At 61.0% G+C, this 16,335-nt stretch carries 20 protein-coding genes; 6 read left to right on the forward strand and 14 right to left on the reverse strand.

Annotated elements, in window-relative coordinates:
- The first annotated feature begins 156 nt into the window (after window positions 1-156).
- The 4 genes from EC86_RS0107100 (at window position 157) to EC86_RS28655 (ending at window position 3,871) form a co-directional block, all read left to right on the forward strand.
- Window positions 157-549 (forward strand): Mth938-like domain-containing protein, encoded by a 393-nt coding sequence (locus EC86_RS0107100; RefSeq protein ID WP_029524974.1) that lies wholly within the window; start codon window positions 157-159, stop codon window positions 547-549.
- Between the two features lie 129 nt (window positions 550-678).
- Window positions 679-1,155 carry a peroxiredoxin gene (locus EC86_RS0107105; protein WP_029524975.1) on the forward strand — a complete coding sequence of 159 codons (477 nt, stop codon included), beginning with the start codon at window positions 679-681 and terminating at the stop codon, window positions 1,153-1,155.
- Window positions 1,156-1,308: 153 nt separating this feature from the next.
- The gene (locus tag EC86_RS0107110; protein WP_029524976.1) at window positions 1,309-2,994 is read left to right on the forward strand and encodes a PhoH family protein; all 1,686 of its coding nucleotides are present in this window, start codon (window positions 1,309-1,311) and stop codon (window positions 2,992-2,994) included.
- 114 nt (window positions 2,995-3,108) lie between these two features.
- Window positions 3,109-3,871 (forward strand): IS5 family transposase gene (locus EC86_RS28655; protein WP_156955256.1). Its coding sequence is split into 2 segments (ribosomal slippage): window positions 3,109-3,425 and window positions 3,424-3,871, totalling 765 coding nucleotides; the frame shifts between segments, so codons are not numbered across the junction.
- Window positions 3,872-3,897: 26 nt separating this feature from the next.
- Here the strand turns inward: EC86_RS28655 and EC86_RS30355 are convergent.
- The 3 genes from EC86_RS30355 to EC86_RS30530 are packed head-to-tail and all read right to left on the reverse strand — an operon-like array spanning window position 3,898 to window position 4,758.
- The gene (locus tag EC86_RS30355; protein ID WP_269635693.1) at window positions 3,898-4,026 is read right to left on the reverse strand and encodes a hypothetical protein; all 129 of its coding nucleotides are present in this window, start codon (window positions 4,024-4,026) and stop codon (window positions 3,898-3,900) included.
- Window positions 4,011-4,589: a transposase gene (locus tag EC86_RS28660; protein ID WP_051675775.1), complete on the reverse strand. Its 579-nt coding sequence runs from the start codon at window positions 4,587-4,589 to the stop codon at window positions 4,011-4,013. Before EC86_RS28660 ends, EC86_RS30355 begins: the two co-directional genes overlap by 16 nt.
- Complete coding sequence (locus EC86_RS30530) at window positions 4,552-4,758, reverse strand: transposase (RefSeq protein WP_084181223.1); 207 nt, start codon at window positions 4,756-4,758, stop codon at window positions 4,552-4,554. Before EC86_RS30530 ends, EC86_RS28660 begins: the two co-directional genes overlap by 38 nt.
- 65 nt (window positions 4,759-4,823) lie before the next feature.
- Here EC86_RS30530 and EC86_RS28665 point away from each other — a divergent pair, with 65 nt between their 5' ends.
- The gene (locus tag EC86_RS28665; RefSeq protein WP_232229835.1) at window positions 4,824-4,937 is read left to right on the forward strand and encodes an IS4 family transposase; all 114 of its coding nucleotides are present in this window, start codon (window positions 4,824-4,826) and stop codon (window positions 4,935-4,937) included.
- Between the two features lie 104 nt (window positions 4,938-5,041).
- On the opposite strand, the gene EC86_RS0107135 is transcribed toward EC86_RS28665, so the two are convergent.
- A complete protein-coding gene (locus tag EC86_RS0107135; RefSeq protein WP_029524978.1) occupies window positions 5,042-5,830 on the reverse strand; it encodes a response regulator transcription factor in 789 nt (262 codons plus the stop codon).
- 513 nt (window positions 5,831-6,343) lie between these two features.
- On the opposite strand from EC86_RS0107135, the gene EC86_RS0107140 reads away from it, so the two are divergent.
- Window positions 6,344-6,577 carry a hypothetical protein gene (locus EC86_RS0107140; RefSeq protein WP_156955257.1) on the forward strand — a complete coding sequence of 78 codons (234 nt, stop codon included), beginning with the start codon at window positions 6,344-6,346 and terminating at the stop codon, window positions 6,575-6,577.
- A gap of 59 nt (window positions 6,578-6,636) precedes the next feature.
- Here EC86_RS0107140 and EC86_RS0107145 read toward each other — a convergent pair whose 3' ends face one another.
- From EC86_RS0107145 to EC86_RS0107190, 10 genes are all read right to left on the reverse strand, one after another.
- On the reverse strand, window positions 6,637-7,542 hold the full coding sequence (locus EC86_RS0107145) for an SDR family oxidoreductase (protein ID WP_029524980.1): 906 nt from the start codon (window positions 7,540-7,542) through the stop codon (window positions 6,637-6,639).
- Window positions 7,543-7,558: 16 nt separating this feature from the next.
- Entirely contained in the window at window positions 7,559-8,011 is a 453-nt protein-coding gene (locus EC86_RS0107150) for a GNAT family N-acetyltransferase (RefSeq protein ID WP_029524981.1), read from the reverse strand.
- Window positions 8,008-8,955: a glutathione S-transferase family protein gene (locus tag EC86_RS0107155; RefSeq protein WP_029524982.1), complete on the reverse strand. Its 948-nt coding sequence runs from the start codon at window positions 8,953-8,955 to the stop codon at window positions 8,008-8,010. The genes EC86_RS0107150 and EC86_RS0107155 overlap by 4 nt, the downstream gene beginning before the upstream one ends.
- A gap of 22 nt (window positions 8,956-8,977) precedes the next feature.
- Complete coding sequence (locus EC86_RS0107160; protein ID WP_029524983.1) at window positions 8,978-10,639, reverse strand: isovaleryl-CoA dehydrogenase; 1,662 nt, start codon at window positions 10,637-10,639, stop codon at window positions 8,978-8,980.
- 25 nt (window positions 10,640-10,664) lie between these two features.
- A complete protein-coding gene (locus tag EC86_RS0107165; protein ID WP_029524984.1) occupies window positions 10,665-11,681 on the reverse strand; it encodes an NADP-dependent oxidoreductase in 1,017 nt (338 codons plus the stop codon).
- Between the two features lie 96 nt (window positions 11,682-11,777).
- The gene (locus tag EC86_RS0107170; RefSeq protein ID WP_029524985.1) at window positions 11,778-12,221 is read right to left on the reverse strand and encodes a PaaI family thioesterase; all 444 of its coding nucleotides are present in this window, start codon (window positions 12,219-12,221) and stop codon (window positions 11,778-11,780) included.
- A gap of 6 nt (window positions 12,222-12,227) precedes the next feature.
- Window positions 12,228-13,019: an SDR family oxidoreductase gene (locus EC86_RS0107175; protein ID WP_029524986.1), complete on the reverse strand. Its 792-nt coding sequence runs from the start codon at window positions 13,017-13,019 to the stop codon at window positions 12,228-12,230.
- 59 nt (window positions 13,020-13,078) lie between these two features.
- Entirely contained in the window at window positions 13,079-13,303 is a 225-nt protein-coding gene (locus EC86_RS25975; RefSeq protein ID WP_036771942.1) for a hypothetical protein, read from the reverse strand.
- On the reverse strand, window positions 13,303-15,135 hold the full coding sequence (locus tag EC86_RS0107185) for an acyl-CoA dehydrogenase (RefSeq protein WP_029524988.1): 1,833 nt from the start codon (window positions 15,133-15,135) through the stop codon (window positions 13,303-13,305). The genes EC86_RS25975 and EC86_RS0107185 overlap by 1 nt, the downstream gene beginning before the upstream one ends.
- 19 nt (window positions 15,136-15,154) lie before the next feature.
- Window positions 15,155-16,330 (reverse strand): acetyl-CoA C-acyltransferase, encoded by a 1,176-nt coding sequence (locus tag EC86_RS0107190; protein ID WP_029524989.1) that lies wholly within the window; start codon window positions 16,328-16,330, stop codon window positions 15,155-15,157.
- Window positions 16,331-16,335 lie beyond the last annotated feature (5 nt).

Below are 16,335 nucleotides of genomic sequence, written 5' to 3' on the forward strand. Positions count from 1 at the left end.
AACGCGCCAAAGGTGAAAAACCGGTGCAGCCACCTGAGTTTTGGGCGGAATCTATAATTTGACCACATAAAACGCTGATTTTTACCCTCAACTCCGCAGCCTGTCGGTCGTGGCCGGCCCGGCTGTTGGAGCGAACGCCACAACCCTCAATACCGTATGAAACTTCAACCAGACCGCCTCGATGTCCAGTCCATTCTTGCCTACGGCGCCGGATGGGTCGGCCTGGGCAACAACGGCGTTGCTGAAAAAATCGACTACAGCGTCGTGATCGGGTCACGCGGAGAAAAACTGCCGTGGGATTGCCAACGCTTCGAGCAGCTGACCGCCGAGCACTTTGCCTTGCTGGCGGGCATGAAACCTGAACTGGTGATTTTCGGCAGCGGCAAGCGCCTGCGGTTTCCGCCCCCGGCCTTTTTGCGCGGACTGATGGATCAGCGTATTGGGCTCGAAACCATGGACACGCTGGCGGCCTGCCGAACCTACAACATTCTGGCTGGCGAAGGTCGCCATGTGGTTGCAGCCCTGCTGATAGAGCCCGATGCAGCCTGAGAGCTGAGCGATGTCCCTTTCAGCGTAAAATATAGGGTTGCACTTGGCACCGCACCCAGTGAACTACATCTGTCTTCATTGGCAAAGGCCGCGGCTAATTACAACTACTTTCGTCAGGGTACCCTCAGTATGGCAGTCGTCGTCAACAAACCTCTTCCCGAATTTGAAGCACTCGCCACCGGCGGCCTCAAAGTTTCAAACCAAACGCATCTGGGCAAAGTGGTCGTGCTGTTTTTCTACCCGAAAGATAACACGCCAGGCTGCACCACCGAAGCGATGCAGTTTCGAGACCATCACAAGGACTTCATCAAGGCGGGCGCAACCGTCTTTGGCGTCTCACGCGACAACATGAAATCCCACGATGAGTTCAAGTCCAAGCTGGAACTCCCTTTTGAGCTGATCGCCGATACCGAAGAAAAAATGTGCCACATGTTCGGCGTGGTCAAAAACAAGATCATGTACGGCAAGAAGGTCAAGGGCATCGAGCGCAGCACCTTTCTGGTGGGCGCGGACGGCCTGCTCAAGGAAGAGTGGCGCGGCCTGAAGGTTCCCGGCCACGTCGAGGAAGTGCTGAAGGCGGTCAAGGGCCTCAAGAAAGAAGCCTGAAACCCGCTTCGCGCCTGTCGCTCGGGCTGTCATTTGAGTTGTGCATAATGAGTTCATGCAATTGACCCCAGCGACTGCGTTCAAAAAAAGCCGCCCCGGCCTTGAGGCGGCTTTTTTTATTTCTGAAACTTCATGTAAAGAGTTTTAAGCACCATGCCCCTGCCACCCGCCCCGACCAAACGTGCTGCCCTGCTTTCACCAGACGTGCTTGATGCGCCGGCACGCGCGTCCGCAAAAGCACCGCGAAAATCCTCAAAACCGGTTGAACTGGCCAGCCAGCCTGTGGCCATCGGGCTGCTGGAAAGCCCTGCCGTCAGGGAACTTGATCACCCCATCATTTATGCAGAGAAAAAGGCTCCTTCCGCAATGGATGCGAGGGTAGTCAGCTCTCAAAAAGAGAGCATTCCGCGCGCCCAGCCGGCCTTCAGGCCGAAAAAGACCCGGCCGTCCGGCCAGCCCAAACTCTTTGTCCTGGACACCAATGTCCTGATGCACGACCCGATGTGCCTGTTCCGTTTCGAGGAACACGATATTTTCCTGCCAATGATCGTGCTGGAAGAACTCGACGGCCACAAGAAGGGCATGACTGAAGTGGCCCGCAATGCGCGCCAGACCAGCCGCACGCTCGACGGGCTCGCCGGGGCGAACGGCGCCGACATCGGCAAGGGCCTGAAACTCAACACCACCGGGCACCCTGAAGCCAGCGGCTGCCTGTTTTTCCAGACCAAGGTGCTCGACTACACCTTGCCCATGAGCCTGCCGCAGGGCAAGGCCGACAACCAGATACTTGGCGTGGTCGAAGCGCTGCGCAAGGAATATGCGTCGCGTGAAGTCGTGCTGGTCTCCAAGGACATCAACATGCGCGTCAAGGCGCGTGCCCTGGGGCTCAACACCGACGACTACCAGAACGACAAGGTGCTTGAAGACGGCGACCTGCTGTATGCAGGCTCGCTGGCCCTGCCGCCTGACTTCTGGACGCGCCAGAGCAAGACGCTGGAAAGCTGGCAGCAAGGCATTCACACCTTCTACCGCATCACTGGCCCGATCGTGCCGAGTCTGATGATCAACCAGTTCGTGTTTTTCGAGTCGCCCGGCGAACCGTCGTTGTATGCCCGGATCACGGAAATCCAGGGAAAAACAGCGGTCCTGAAGACACTGAAAGATTTCACCCATCTGAAGAATTCGGTCTGGGGCGTGACGATGCGCAACCGCGAACAAAATTTCGCCATGAACCTGCTGATGGACCCGGAAGTGGACTTTGTCACCCTGGCCGGTACTGCAGGCACGGGCAAGACGCTGATGGCCCTGGCCAGCGGGTTGACGCAGGTGCTTGATGACCGACGCTACACCGAAATCATCATGACCCGCGCCACGGTGTCGGTCGGCGAAGACATCGGTTTCCTGCCCGGCACCGAGGAAGAAAAAATGGGGCCATGGATGGGCGCGTTAGACGATAACCTTGAAGTGCTTGGCAAGACCGACGGCGGCGCGGGCGAATGGGGCCGCGCGGCGACCAATGAACTGATCCGCTCGCGCATCAAGGTCAAGAGCATGAACTTCATGCGCGGCCGGACCTTCATGAACAAGTACGTCATCATTGACGAGGCGCAAAACCTGACGCCCAAGCAGATGAAGACACTGATTACCCGTGCCGGGCCTGGAACCAAGATTGTCTGCATGGGCAATCTGGCGCAGATCGACACGCCCTACCTGACTGAAGGGTCGTCGGGCATGACCTTTGCCGTTGACCGCTTCAAGGGCTGGCCGCATGGCGGGCACATCACCCTTGCGCGCGGAGAGCGCTCGCGTCTGGCAGACTTTGCCAGCGAAGTCCTTTAAAGCCACTTGTCCGAATTTCCTGCGGCTGGATTGCCGCCGCAGGCCCCCCTGTGTCGGACTAGGGCGTGTTAACTCAAATTTGACAAGCTGAGGCGTTGCTGGAAAACTGTGGGAATGCAACTGACTCGTGAACAATTCGAGGTGATCGCACCGTTGTTGCCGCGTCAGCGTGGCAATGTTTTGCTCGACAGCTTTGAGGTGGTTAACGCCATCTTGTACGTCGCGGCCAATGGCTGCAAATGGCGCGCGCTGCCCAAGCACTACGGCTGCTGGCACACCATCTACACGCGCATGAGCCGCTGGGCCAGGGCTGGCGTGCTCAGCACAGTGTTCGAGAAACTGCAGCGCGAGCGCCTGATGCATGTGCGCATTGAAGCGGTCAGCCTGGACTCGACCATCATCAAGGTGCATCCGGACGGCACGGGTGCGCAAAAAAAACGGTCCCCAGGCCATTGGCAAGAGCCGGGGCGGCTGGAGCACCAAACTTCATCTGGTTGCCGCAGGTGCCTGCGACGTTATCACGTGGAGCTTGACGCCGGGGCAGCACGGCGATGCGCCCGAAGGGCGCAGGCTGATCGAAGCCATGGGCGGGCCGCAGGAGGCCGGCGAAGTCGCCTTGCTGATGGACAGTGCCTATGAGGGCGATGCCACGCGCGAGCTGGCCAGGCAGCTGGGTTTCGTGCCGGTGGTGCCCCCAAACCCGAAGCGGTGCGAGCCCTGGGAGCTGGACAAGGCGCTTTACCGCCGGCGCAATGAGGTTGAGCGCATGTTTCGCCGGCTCAAGGCCTGGCGTCGAGTGTTCACTCGCTACGATATGCTTGACGTGATGTTTGCTGCCTTTATTACCGTTGCACTCATTGCCGAGGTGCTTCGATAGTGTTAACCCGCCCTAGCGGTAGTTTGTTAAATCCGAAGGTAGAGGTTAATCCCGTGGCCGGTGTTCAGGGCGCCGAGTTCGGCCGGCGGGGGCGTGTCGGCAAAGGCGGCCAAGCAGCGCGCCAGCCAGTACGCCGGGGTCAGCCAGGCGCGCACGGCGCGCAGCAGGCGCGGCCTGCACGGCAGCGCCTTGAAGAGGCCGGTTTTTTCCCCGCCCTGGGCGGCGCTTCGGGGATACCAGACAGTGGCAAGGTGTCTGCGCGCGCTTGCAACGCGTGATGCCACCAGCAAAAGGCAAATGCGCAGCACACCAGTGTCCGGTGCCGGCGGATCGCCCGGTCGCTGCGAACCATGAAGTCGGCCCAGCCGAGCTCGTCCTTCATCTGTTTGTTGCCCTGCTCGATCCAGTTGCGCAAGCCGTACAGGCGCACGATCTCGGCCACAGGCGCGGGCAGGTTGGTCGTCAAATACCAGGTGGACAGGTCCGGCAACACGCGCCGGTCGGTCGTGGCGCAAACCGCCCGCACCGGCTTGAGCGGGCCATAGCCGAACAGCGTGAGCTCGGCGGCCCACCAGCGCTCGGTGTGGCCACCACGAAAGCGACGGATGACTTGCTGCCTAAGCGCGCAGCGGCAGCGCCTGCGCGGCGTCCTTGAAAGAGGGGTCCGCCTAAGCTGGCGCTCAGCCGCGCCCAACAGTGCTGCGGCGCGCCAGCACATGGGGCAGACGGCGCTGCAAAAGAGCTATCTCCAGGGCATGCTTGTCGCCGTAAAAGCAGTCGGCCACGGTGGCGCAAAACGCGATGCCTTCGGCCTGCGCGCGCTCGACCAGTTCGAGCGCGATTTGCGGCTTGGTACGAAACGCCGGGTCTTGCCGGCCTTTGGCCAGGCGCTTTTCTGGCGTGTAGGGGCGCTACATGCAGCGGGTGGTAATGCGCCTCGTCGGCCCACAGCGTGGTCACGGCCACAATGGCGGACCCGGGCGCCAGGACGATGTGTCTGGGCATGCAGGAGATTGCCGTCTTCGTCGAGGGTGCTCGTTATGCACGCCAGTTCAACGATGGGTGACTTGTGTGTAATGGGATGACCCTAACCACCCCCCCAATCCATACCGGCCCAAACCCAGAGACGGGAATTTATAGAAAAGAAGTTGCTTTATCAAAAGACCTGAATTAAAACAAGCCGCGACTTGCTGCGAAGCTTACCGCCTGGGCGCGTGTGCGGACATTGAGTTTTCGGTAAATGTTCTTGATGTGCGTGTTGACAGTTTGCGCACTGATGATCAGCCGGGAACCAATTTCGGTGCTTGTGTAGCCTGATGCAACGAGTTTAAGTACCTGCTTTTCGCGCTCTGACAGCTTTTCCTTGTTTTTGCTTTCCTGCAGTGCTTGTGTATTGGTCTGAGGCTGTTCGAACTTGTTGAGCAATCGACGTGCAAGGTTCGGAGTGATCGACGCGCCACCGTTGACCACCTGGAGAACAGCTTGCGGAAAATTTCCAAACCAGGAGTTTTTCACGAGATAACCAGTGGCACCTAGTTCAAACGCATGCAGGGCATGCTGCTCGTCTTCCATTGCGGAGATAACAATAGCTTCCGCCATGGGGCGAACGGTCTTCATGTACTCGATGAGCGCGAAACCGGTGCCGTCTCCCAAATTGAGGTCGACCAGCATCACGTCGAACTCATTTTGGCTAATCAGCCGGCGACCTTCCTTGACACTGCTTCCCTGGCCCAGCAGATTGATGCGCAGGTCCGCCAGTAATTCGTGTGCAATGACACGGCTCATGTGCGGATCATCGTCAATCAACAGCACGCGAACGGGTTGTTCCGCCTGACCCGTCAAAAACCCAGGCCACATCGATGGAAGGCCGCTGTGCGGCGCCAAATGATGACTAGATGACGTAGCGGTATTTTTTATCAGAAAGTCTGAAGCGACTTGTGATTCGTTACGAATTTCCATTATTTTCCCCTTGCCTTTCGCTTCCAGAAGATTGTTCAAGCATGAGACAGTTGGCTATCAGCTTACTGACTTTTACGGATTGCTGTCTGGAAAATTGTTACTTATTGACTTCTCACACTTACACCGTAGGGTGTATTGATACGCAAAACAAGGGAAAAATCTATCATTCATCGACCTTAATTACGTGTAGTTACGGAAATTTCTCACGGAAACTCACGCTTTCAAACTTACAAAAACCGTTGAAAGACCGCCATTTAATATATTTTCGGGAGATGGATGAGTTTGAAAGAGTTTGGGAGTTAAAAACCTATGTAGCCAATTGAAGTGATTGGTCGAAATCGTGGTTTTAACGAAACTGCACCATGAGGGCACACGAAGTGCGAAACCAAACAGCCTGTTTTATGTACTCGGGGCGGATCAGGCTGATGATTTTGTTGCAGTTTTCAACTGTATTCGGTGAAATCTGGTAATTTTTTGAACTTGGATTGCAAAAATATGCGGCTTGCCGTACCCATGATTTTTGCAATCTTCTTTTATTTACAGGCGCTGCCTTGCAACCCTAAAGGAAACAACGCTATGTTCTTTCGCAGCATGTGTGAACGTCAAAGCAACTGGGATTACCGCGATTACTGCGATCACCGGACTCGTCAGAAGCGCCGCCTCCGATTCCGGCTTTCGATCGCGGCTGGGCTGATGGTTTGCCTCTTGCTGATGGTGGGCCTTGGAGCCGCCAGGGTTGGCATCTGACTGCCCATCCGATGGAGCATTGCTAAATGCCCCCATGGGATGGGACGGCAAAATGGCTGCTAGCCAGCCCGCAGCGCCATCTTCAGGTCACGGCCAATCTCGGGCCGCTCCGCAAATGGATCCATCGGATTGGCCTGCTGCACGATGCACTCCATGCGGCTTTGCACATTGCCCAGCGCCTTGGGATGGCTGAAGATATAGAACTGGTCGGTCGCCATGGCGTCAAACACTTTTTGCGCGACTTCGGCCGCCGTCACCTTGCCCGAGCCCACGGCCTTGTCGGTCATGGCCTGCCCGATCAGCTGGCTTCGGGTCGGTTTTTCGGCGTCCAGGCCGGCGGGCCGGTTGCGATGGCTCTGGCTGATGCCGGTGGGCACGAAATACGGGCACAGCACACTGGCGCCAACCTGGTCGCTGACCAGGCGCAAGTCCTGGTACAGCGTTTCGCTCAAGGACACCACGGCATGCTTGCTGACGTTATAAACCCCCATGTTGGGCGGATTGAGCAGTCCGGCCATGCTGGCGGTGTTAACGATGTGGCCCTGCCAGGACGGGTCTGTGGCAGCTGCTTCCAGCATCATCGGCGTGAACAGGCGCACACCGTGAATGACCCCCCACAGGTTCACGCCCAGCACCCATTCCCAGTCTTTCACGCTGTTTTCCCAGATCAGGCCGCCCGAGCCGACGCCGGCATTGTTGAACACGAAGTGCGGCGCGCCGAAGCGCTCGAACACCGACTGGCTCATCGCCTGCATCTGGTCGGCGCTCGACACATCGAGTCTGAACGAAGCTACCTGCGCACCTGTAGCCTGCATCTCGGCGCTGGCCTGGTCCAGCGCGTCCTGCTGCACATCGACCAGTACCAGATTCATGCCCAGGCGGGCGCCCATGCGGGCGCATTCGAGGCCAAAGCCCGATCCGGCGCCGGTCAGCACGGCGGTCTTGCCTTTGAAATTCGTGATCATCAAACACTCCTTGAAATTAAAGGCTGCGTAACATTTCGATATGGGCAATGCCGTCTTCGAGGTAAACCGGTCCGGATGTTTCAAAACCATGCCGGCGGTAAAAAGCGTTTAACCGCGCCTGCGCGCCAATCCTGATGGCCGGCGCACCCAATGGCACGGACAGACAGGCAATGGCTTTTTCAACCAATGCATGGCCTGAGCCACTACCCCGGATTTCAGGGCTGGTCACAATCCGTCCTATGCTGGCTTCGGCGAACTTGACGCCCGCTTCAAAGCAGCGTGCATAAGCCACCAGCGCGCCCTGAAAGCTTCCCAGCAGGTGCATTGCCTGCGCATCGGAACCGTCCATGTCCTGAAAGATGCAGGCCTGTTCTACAACGAACACCTCGCTGCGCAACTGAAGCACTGCATACAGTTCGGCAACCGTCAATTCCTCAAAGGCCAGGTAACGCCATTCGATGCCGTTCATGCGGCTGCGACCGCCTGCAGCGAATAGCCGATGCGCGGGAAATGCACATGCACCAGGCCGGCCCGTTCGTCGGTGCGTCGCAGCGTGTAATGCATTCGGGTGGCAGCCACCAGTTCGCCTTGGGTCGGCTCCTGGCCGAAAGTCTCGGCGCAGACCCGCACCTCGCTGCCCAGCGCAATGCCGTGTTCGTCTTGAAAAACATCGCTGTGCAGCGCTGACGGCGTGGACGCCAAGGCCACAGCGATGGCGTCCTGCGCACTCGACTTTTCCATGGCGCCATGGCCCATCGCCGCCATGCGGTCCATCCAGTCCAGCACTGCCGGCGTGGCGTCGAGCAGGCCGGCGAGTACCGAGGTACGGACCCGTGTGAACCACAGCGGGTGGTACATCGCAAAGTCGGTGATGCACGGCATGTCGCCCAGCAGGAAAGGCCGGTCGTCGAGCATGTCGGACAGGCGGCGAAGATACGACCGGTAGGCTGCAGCCGCATCCTGCGGGCGCTGGCGGGCCATGCCGGCGCTCATCGCCTTGCGGTCCAGGGCGAAAGCCTGGGCGGCTTCCGGCGGTGCGTGCTCGAACAGCTGGGCGACTCCCCTGGGCTGCAGGTTGTATGCCATCGAAGCCCAGAACAGCGTGCTGTCGGCCCACTGGGCCAGGGTGCGCGCCATGCCCTTGCTGGGTTCGGGGTACAGCGCGGGCAGCGGCTCGATGTGTTCCAGCACGTCGGCAATCAGCGCCGTGTCGCAGTAGATGTCAGCGCCAATCTGCAGCACCGGCGTCTTGCGATAGCCGCCGGTCAGGGCGATCAGGTCGGGCTTGGGGCTCACCATCGGGATGACCACCGACTTCCAGGGAATGTTCTTGTAGCCCAGCATCAGCCGGACTTTTTCGGAAAAGGGCGAGGACGGGTAGTGGTGAAGGATCAAGGTCGGCGGCGTGGTCATGCGGGGCTCCTGAAAACTGGGATTATTGAACTTGTGAAGCTTGCCGGGGCATGGCCCGGTCGATGATGCCGTCGAAATCGGTGCGGGAAGGCAGTGTTCCGAAGGTCTGGCCCCAGTGGCCTGCCAGGCGAGAGTCGCAAAAGGCGTCCGCCACCGCGCGTGAAGCACCCTGGCAGAGCAGCGCCGCCTGCAGGGCCAGCGCCACATCCTGCGCCAGGCGCCGGGCCTGCAGCTCGGACGCCATTTCTTCCAGGCGCACGGGCAGCACGGCGGCCAGCCGGTCCAGCGCCGGATGCGCGCCTTGTGCAGCGCGCAGTTCCTGCGCCAGCGCGGCTACGGCATCGGGCTTGCGCAAGGCGCGCAGCAGGTCCAGCGCCATGATGTTGCCCGCGCCTTCCCAGATCGAGTTGACCGGCATTTCGCGGTAGATGCGCGCCATGACGCCTTCGCCGCCCTCCTCCACATAGCCATTGCCGCCCAGGCATTCCATCGCTTCCTGGGCAAATGCACTGCCGCGCTTGCAGATCCAGAACTTGGCGACCGGCGTGAGCAAGCGCGACAAGGCTTGCTCATGCGCGTCTTCTGGATGGTCGAAACACCTGGCGAGCCTTATGGACAGCGCGCAGGCCGCTTCACTTTCAATCGCCAGGTCGGCCAGCACGTTGCGCATCAGCGGCTGCTGTATCAACCGCTTGCCAAACGCCTGGCGCTGGGCCGTGTGGTTCAGGGCCAGGCTGAGCGATTGGCGCATCAACCCGCTGGTGCCCAGGGCGCAGTCAAGCCGGGTCATCGTTCCCATCGCCAGTATCTGCGGCACGCCCCGGCCGTCCTCGCCGACCAGCCAGGCGCTGGCGCCGCTGAACTCGACTTCGGAACTGGCATTGGCCTTGTTGCCGAGCTTGTCCTTCAAGCGCTGGATGTAGATTGCATTCAAAGTGCCGTCGGGCAGCACGCGCGGCAAAAACAGGCACGACAGGCCCGCTTGAGTCTGCGCAAGGATCAGGAAGGCGTCGCACATCGGCGCCGAGAAAAACCATTTGTGGCCGGTCACGGCAAAGCGCTGGCCCCAGGCATCGGCACCCATGGGCACGGCCCGCGTGGTGTTGGCGCGCACGTCCGAGCCGCCCTGCTTTTCCGTCATGCCCATACCCATGGTCACGCCCGGCTTGTCGCGCCAGGTTTTCAGCACCGGGTCGTAGTGCCGGCTGGTCAGTTTTGGCGCCCAGTCCGCATGGATTGCCGGATTGGCGCGCAAGGCCGGCGTGGCGGCATAGGTCATGGAAACCGGACACAGGCTGGACGGCTCCAGTTCGGTGAACAGCATGAAGCCCGCAGCCCTGAGCACATGGGGGGAAGTGCTTTCATGATTTGCCCACGGCGTGCCATGCAGGCCGGCGCCGACGGATGCCGACATCAGCGCGTGGTAGCTTGGATGGAACTCGACCTGGTCGATGCGCCGACCAAAACGGTCATGGGTGTGCAGCACGGGCAGATGCACGTTGGCCAGCCGCGCATGCGCCTGCATGTCGGCGGTGCCCAGCTGGGCGCCCAGGCGAGCGAGTTCAGCCGTGTCCAGCCCCGGCGCGTTGAACTTCAGTGCATCGCGCAAGCCCCGGTTGCCCTCGAACAGGTTGTAGTTGACCAGTAGCTCGGGCTGGTTGAAGACTTCATGGGTGGCGTCCATGGCGGCCTCCTGCCTTCCAAAAAAACTAGAACAGCTTGACCAGCTGCTTGCCGAAATTCCTGCCCTTGAGCAGGCCCACAAAGGCTTCAGGCGCCGCTTCCAGCCCTTCGGCAATCGACTCACGCGGATGCAGCTTGCCGGTGGCGACCAGCGCGGCGAGTTCCTTCAGCGCTTGCGGCCAGATGTCCATGTGCTCGCTGACGATGAAGCCCTGCACCTTGAGGCGATTCGTCAGGATCAGCGCCGGGTAGGTCAGCGGCAGCGGCTTGCCGTCATAGCCGGCGATCATGCCGCACACGGCAATGCGGCCAAAGGCATTCATGCGCAGCAGCACCGCATCGAGCACCATGCCGCCGACGTTTTCAAAGAAGCCGTCGATGCCGTCGGGACATGCCTCTTTCAACGCCTTTGACAGCGATGCCGCATCCTTGTGCAGCTTGTAGTCGATGCAGGCGTCGAAACCGAGTTCCTCGACGGCATAACGGCATTTGTCCGGGCCGCCGGCAATGCCGACGGTGCGGCAGCCGCGCGCCTTCGACAAGGCCGCAAACGCGCTGCCAACCGCACCGGTGGCGGCGCTGACCACCATGGTTTCACCGGCTTTGGGCTCGATGATCTTGACCAGGCCATACCAGGCCGTGACGCCCGGCATGCCGACCGCGCCCAGGTAATAGGACAGCGGCACGTCGGTGGTGTCAACCTTGCGCAGCGCGCCGGGCTCGTCGGCGTTCACGACGCTGTAGAGTTGCCAGCCGCCCATGCCGACCACCTTGTCGCCTGGCTGGAACTTGGGCGAACGGCTTTCGAGCACTTCACCGACAGTGCCGCCACCCATCACCTGCCCGAGCGGCTGCGGCGCGGTATAGCTTTTGGAATCGTTCATGCGGCCGCGCATGTAGGGGTCCAGGCTCAGGAAATGGTGGCGCACCAGCACCTGGCCTTCTTGCAAGGCAGGGGTTTCAGTGCTGACCAGCTTGAAGTTGCTGGCGCTGGCTTCGCCGACAGGGCGGTTGTCGAGCAGGAATTGTTGACTGGTGGGCATGGGGTTCTCCTTGATGAGGATTATGCTATTGAATCTATAGCTTCTAACGCATACAGGACGTGCGTAAAAGCATTATTTGACTCATAAAATTAAATATCAGTCGGTTGAAATCGGGCTGAATGGCAAAGGCGGGACATTTGCGGCAGGGCCTGGCTTGGGCCTGACATATTTGAAGGTGCCGGTCGAGTGGGCGCAGGCTTGGCCTTTTGCATCGTAGATCGTGGCTTCGACAAATGCCAGCGTCGCCGTGCGATGCATCAGGCGTCCCTTGCCCGTGAGCGGCGTGCCGTCGCCGGGCGCGGGCCGCATGAAGCTGGTCTTCATCTCGATGGTGACCACGCCCATGTCCTTTTGCACGCTGCGCGCCGCCACCGCCATGGCCACGTCGAGCAGCGTCATGCAGGCGCCGCCGTGGGTGACCGAAAAGGAATTCAAATGCTCGGGCCGTGGCGTGTAGCCCAAGACGGACTCGCCGCCTTCGAACAGTTCGAGCGTGAAGCCGAGATGGGTGACGAAAGGGATTTCCGCGCCGAAGTTCATCACCGATCAGCCTCCAGTGATCACGGAAACGCCGCCATCGACCGCCAGATACTGGCCGGTGATGTGCTTGCCGGCGTCCGACGCATACAGCACGCACAAGCCCTTCAGGTCTTCGTCGTCGCCCAGCCGGCCCAGCGGCGCGTGGGCGGCGAGCTTTTCCTCGCCCATGGCCTTGAGCGTGCCGACCGTCATGCGGCTGGGGAAAAACCCCGGGCATATCGCGTTGACGGTGATATGGTTCACGCCCCATTCGCAGGCCAGGGCGCGGGTGAAATTGATCACCGCGCCCTTGGACGTGTTGTAGGCAATCGTGTTCATGCCGCGCGGGTTGCCGCCCAGGCCGGCGATCGAGGCGACGTTGATGATGCGGCCGCTCTTGCGCGGGATCATGCTGTGCTTGGCGATGTGCTGCGACAAGATGAAGTAGCCGCGCACGTTCAGGTTCATCACCTTGTCCCAGGCCTCGACCGGATGGTCTTCGGCCGGTGCGCCCCAGGCGGCGCCGGCGTTGTTGACCAGGATGTCCACATGGCCGAAGCGCTGGATGGTTTCGTCGGCCAGCGCGCGGATGTCGGCTTCTTTGGAGCAGTCGGCGGCAATCCAGTCCACGTCGATGCCGGCGGCCTTCAGCACGGCGGCGGACTCGACCAGGTCTTCGGCCTTGCGCGAGCTGAGCATGACTTTGGCGCCCGCATCACCGAGCGCCTGGGCGAGTTGCAGGCCCAGGCCGCGCGAGCCGCCGGTCACGAGCGCGGTTTTGCCCTTGAGGTCGAAAAGTTGCTGGATGGTGCGGGTCATGGATTTGTCTCCTTGCGGGTTGGTTGAAGTTTGTCACTGACCACGGTCAGGAACAGGCATCAGTTTTTAATTCTTGAACGGAAGTAGATCAAGGCAAAGCCGATGGCGGCCGCCAGCGCGCCGGCCACCATCATCAGCCAGCCAGCGTCCTCGTCGCCGCGCCCGACCCAGACGCCCCAGACCAGCGCCAGCAAGCCGCCATAGATCAATATCCAGGTCAGCGCGCCCAGGCGGGCCAGGGACGGGTTGAGCTCGGTGCCAGCGGTTTTTTTGAAATAGCTCATCAGAAGGATTCTTCAGGAAAGTCGGCGCAGGTGCGGTCGCGGTTGCAGACCGCCTGAAGCCAGGCTGCTGTTTTTGGCAGCTCATAATGGTAAAAATAGCGCATTGCGCCCATTCTGCCTGCGTTTTCAGCTATTGATTGCGTAGCGCTAGAGGCTGGCGCGGCCAGCGCCACGTCCAGCCAGATCCAGGCCAGCACGGTGTGGCCGAAGGCCTGCATATAGGGCACGGCGTTGGCCAATGCTTCTGCGGGCTGGCCGGTGGCCCACGCGGCCCGGGTCGCTTCCGTGACTTGCGCCAGCGCATCGGCCAGCGCGTCGGCATGGGTGGCGAGTTCGGGAACATGGCTGGCCCGGGCTGCGGTGGCCGTGATGCGCGCGGCCAGCAAATCAAAACCCCTGCCGCCTTCCATCAGCACCTTGCGGCCCAGCAAGTCCATGGCCTGGATGCCGTGGGTGCCTTCGTGGATCATGTTCAGCCGGTTGTCGCGCCAGTACTGCTCGACCGGAAAATCGCGCGTGTAGCCGTAGCCGCCATGCACCTGGATGGCCAGCGAATTGGCCTCCAGGCACCATTCGCTGGGCCAGCTCTTGGCCATCGGCGTCAGCACTTCGAGCAGCAGCCGCGCCTCGTCGGCCGCCTGCGAAGTGCCGGTGTGCTGCTCATCGACCAGCCGGGCGCAGTACAACTCCAGTGCCAGCGCACCCTCGCAATACGACTTTTGAGCCAGCAGCATGCGCTTGACATCGGCATGCTCGATGATCCGGCTTTGCGGCGCTGAAGCATCCTTGCCGGCGCCAGTCACCGGCCTGCCCTGCGGCCGGTTTTTGGCATAGTCGAGCGACGCGTGGTAGCCCGCCATGCCGAGCATGGTCGCCGCCATGCCAATGGCAATGCGCGCTTCGTTCATCATGTGAAACATGCAGCGCAGTCCTTCGTGCGGCTGGCCGACCAGGTAGCCGACCGCGCCGGCCTCGCCATCGACCGGGTATTTGCCTTCGCCGAAATTGAGCAGCGTGTTGGTCGTGCCGCGCCAGCCGAGCTTGTGGTTCAGCCCGGCCAGCGCCACGTCGTTGCGAACACCGGTCAGCTCGCCATTTGTATCGACCAGCTTCTTGGGAACGATGAACAGCGAAATGTCGCGCGTGCCGGGAATCAGCTTGCCGTCAGCGCCCGGAATCTTGGCCAGCACCAGGTGGATGATGTTGTCGGTCAGCTCGTGCTCGCCGCTTGATATCCACATCTTGTTGCCCTTGAGGCGATAGCGCGGGCCGAGCGGGTCGGACTCGAAACCGGCGGCATCGGGCACGGCACGGGTCGTGATGTCGCTCAGCGACGAGCCGGCCTGCGGTTCCGACAGACACATGGTTCCGGAAAAACGGCCTGAAAATTCATTTTTGGCAAACACGTCCTTCTGCATCGGCGTGCCATGGACCATGAGCAAATTGGCATTGCCCGAGGTCAGCAAACTCGACCCCATGCTGACCGACGCCATCGCAAAAAACGCGTTGGCGGCGGCTTCGACCATGTAAGGCAGTTGCATGCCGCCGATGTCGTAGTCCTGCGCCGCGCTGAGCATGCCCGACGCCGCATAGGCTTTCTGGGCATCGTGCGTGGCTTGCGGCAGGATGACTTTTTCGCCGTCGAAATGCGGCTCCTGCGTATCGACCAAGCGGTTGAAGGGCGCGTATTTCTCGCGCGCAATGCGCTCGCAGGTGTCGAACACCGCGTCAAACGTTTCGCGGCTGTGATCGGCAAAGCGCTCGCGCTGGCTCAGCGACTCGGCGTCAAGCCACTGGTAGAGCAAGAAATCGAGGGTGGACCGAAGTTTCATCGCCTGTGTGTACGCTAGCTTAAAGGACTTCGAAAATGCCCGCAGCGCCCATGCCGCCGCCGATGCACATGGTCACGCAGACGCGCTTGGCGCCGCGCCGCTTGCCTTCGATCAGCGCATGGCCGGTCAGGCGCTGGCCGGTGACGCCGTAGGGGTGGCCGACGGCAATTGCGCCGCCGTTGACGTTGAGCCGGTCCATAGGAATGCCCAGCTTGTCAGCGCAATACAGCACCTGCACCGCAAAGGCTTCGTTCAGCTCCCACAGGTCGATGTCGCCGACGCTCAGGCCGAGCTTGGCCAGCACCTTCGGAATGGCAAACACCGGGCCAATGCCCATTTCGTCGGGCTCGCAGCCGGCCACCGCAAAACCCAGAAAGCGGCCCAGCGGCTTGAGGCCTTTTCGCTCGGCCACTGTTTCGTCCATGACCACGACCGCGCCGCCGCCATCCGAGAACTGGCTGGCGTTGCCGGCCGAGATCAGCCCGCCCGGAATGGCCGAGCGCAGGCCGCTGATGCCTTCCTGGGTGGTGCCGGCGCGGATGCCTTCGTCCTGGCTCACGGTGACCTGTTTCGTCATCAAGCCCATCACCTTGTCGGCGATGCCGGCGGTCACGGTGATCGGCGCAATCTCGGCCTCAAACAGGCCGGCAGCCAACGCAGCGGTGGCACGCTGCTGGCTGGCCGCGCCGTATTCGTCCATGCGGTCGCGGCTGATTTCGTAGCGCTTGGCGACCTGCTCGGCGGTCTGCAGCATGTTCCAGTAGATCTCGGGCTTGTTCTTGGCCAGCCAGCTTTCCTGCAGCATGTGGGTGTTCATTTCCTGCTGGACGCAGGAGATACTTTCGACGCCGCCGGCCACGTAAATGTCGGCCTCGCCGGCGATGATGCGCTGCGACGCCAGCGCAATCGCCTGCAAGCCCGACGAGCAAAAGCGGTTAACGGTCATGCCCGACACACTGACCGGGCAGCCGGCGCGCAGGGCAATCTGCCGGGCGATGTTGGCGCCGGTCGCGCCTTCGGGCGTGGCGCAGCCGATGATGACGTCATCGATTTCGGCCGCGTCGATGCCGGCTCTGGCGATGGCATGCTGCACCGCATGGCCGCCCAGGGTGGCGCCGTGCGTCATGTTGAAGGCGCCCTTCCAGCTCTTGGCCAGGGGGGTGCGGGCGGTGGAAACGATTACAGCTGAGGTCATGGAAA

It is taken from the genome of Polaromonas glacialis, from assembly GCF_000709345.1.
Taxonomy (GTDB): domain Bacteria; phylum Pseudomonadota; class Gammaproteobacteria; order Burkholderiales; family Burkholderiaceae_C; genus Polaromonas; species Polaromonas glacialis.

Coding starts and splice junctions, on each gene's coding strand:
- EC86_RS0107110 (WP_029524976.1), top strand. CDS start 1,309: ATGCCCCTGCCACCCGCCCCGACCAAACGTGCTGCCCTGCTTTCACCA.
- EC86_RS0107185 (WP_029524988.1), bottom strand. CDS start 15,135: ATGAAACTTCGGTCCACCCTCGATTTCTTGCTCTACCAGTGGCTTGAC.
- EC86_RS0107155 (WP_029524982.1), bottom strand. CDS start 8,955: ATGACCACGCCGCCGACCTTGATCCTTCACCACTACCCGTCCTCGCCC.
- EC86_RS0107150 (WP_029524981.1), bottom strand. CDS start 8,011: ATGAACGGCATCGAATGGCGTTACCTGGCCTTTGAGGAATTGACGGTT.
- EC86_RS0107145 (WP_029524980.1), bottom strand. CDS start 7,542: ATGATCACGAATTTCAAAGGCAAGACCGCCGTGCTGACCGGCGCCGGA.
- EC86_RS0107105 (WP_029524975.1), top strand. CDS start 679: ATGGCAGTCGTCGTCAACAAACCTCTTCCCGAATTTGAAGCACTCGCC.
- EC86_RS0107160 (WP_029524983.1), bottom strand. CDS start 10,639: ATGGACGCCACCCATGAAGTCTTCAACCAGCCCGAGCTACTGGTCAAC.
- EC86_RS0107175 (WP_029524986.1), bottom strand. CDS start 13,019: ATGACCCGCACCATCCAGCAACTTTTCGACCTCAAGGGCAAAACCGCG.
- EC86_RS0107135 (WP_029524978.1), bottom strand. CDS start 5,830: ATGGAAATTCGTAACGAATCACAAGTCGCTTCAGACTTTCTGATAAAA.
- EC86_RS0107170 (WP_029524985.1), bottom strand. CDS start 12,221: ATGAACTTCGGCGCGGAAATCCCTTTCGTCACCCATCTCGGCTTCACG.
- EC86_RS28660 (WP_051675775.1), bottom strand. CDS start 4,589: ATGTGCTGGCGCGCCGCAGCACTGTTGGGCGCGGCTGAGCGCCAGCTT.
- EC86_RS25975 (WP_036771942.1), bottom strand. CDS start 13,303: ATGAGCTATTTCAAAAAAACCGCTGGCACCGAGCTCAACCCGTCCCTG.
- EC86_RS0107100 (WP_029524974.1), top strand. CDS start 157: ATGAAACTTCAACCAGACCGCCTCGATGTCCAGTCCATTCTTGCCTAC.
- EC86_RS0107190 (WP_029524989.1), bottom strand. CDS start 16,330: ATGACCTCAGCTGTAATCGTTTCCACCGCCCGCACCCCCCTGGCCAAG.
- EC86_RS0107165 (WP_029524984.1), bottom strand. CDS start 11,681: ATGCCCACCAGTCAACAATTCCTGCTCGACAACCGCCCTGTCGGCGAA.
- EC86_RS0107140 (WP_156955257.1), top strand. CDS start 6,344: ATGATTTTTGCAATCTTCTTTTATTTACAGGCGCTGCCTTGCAACCCT.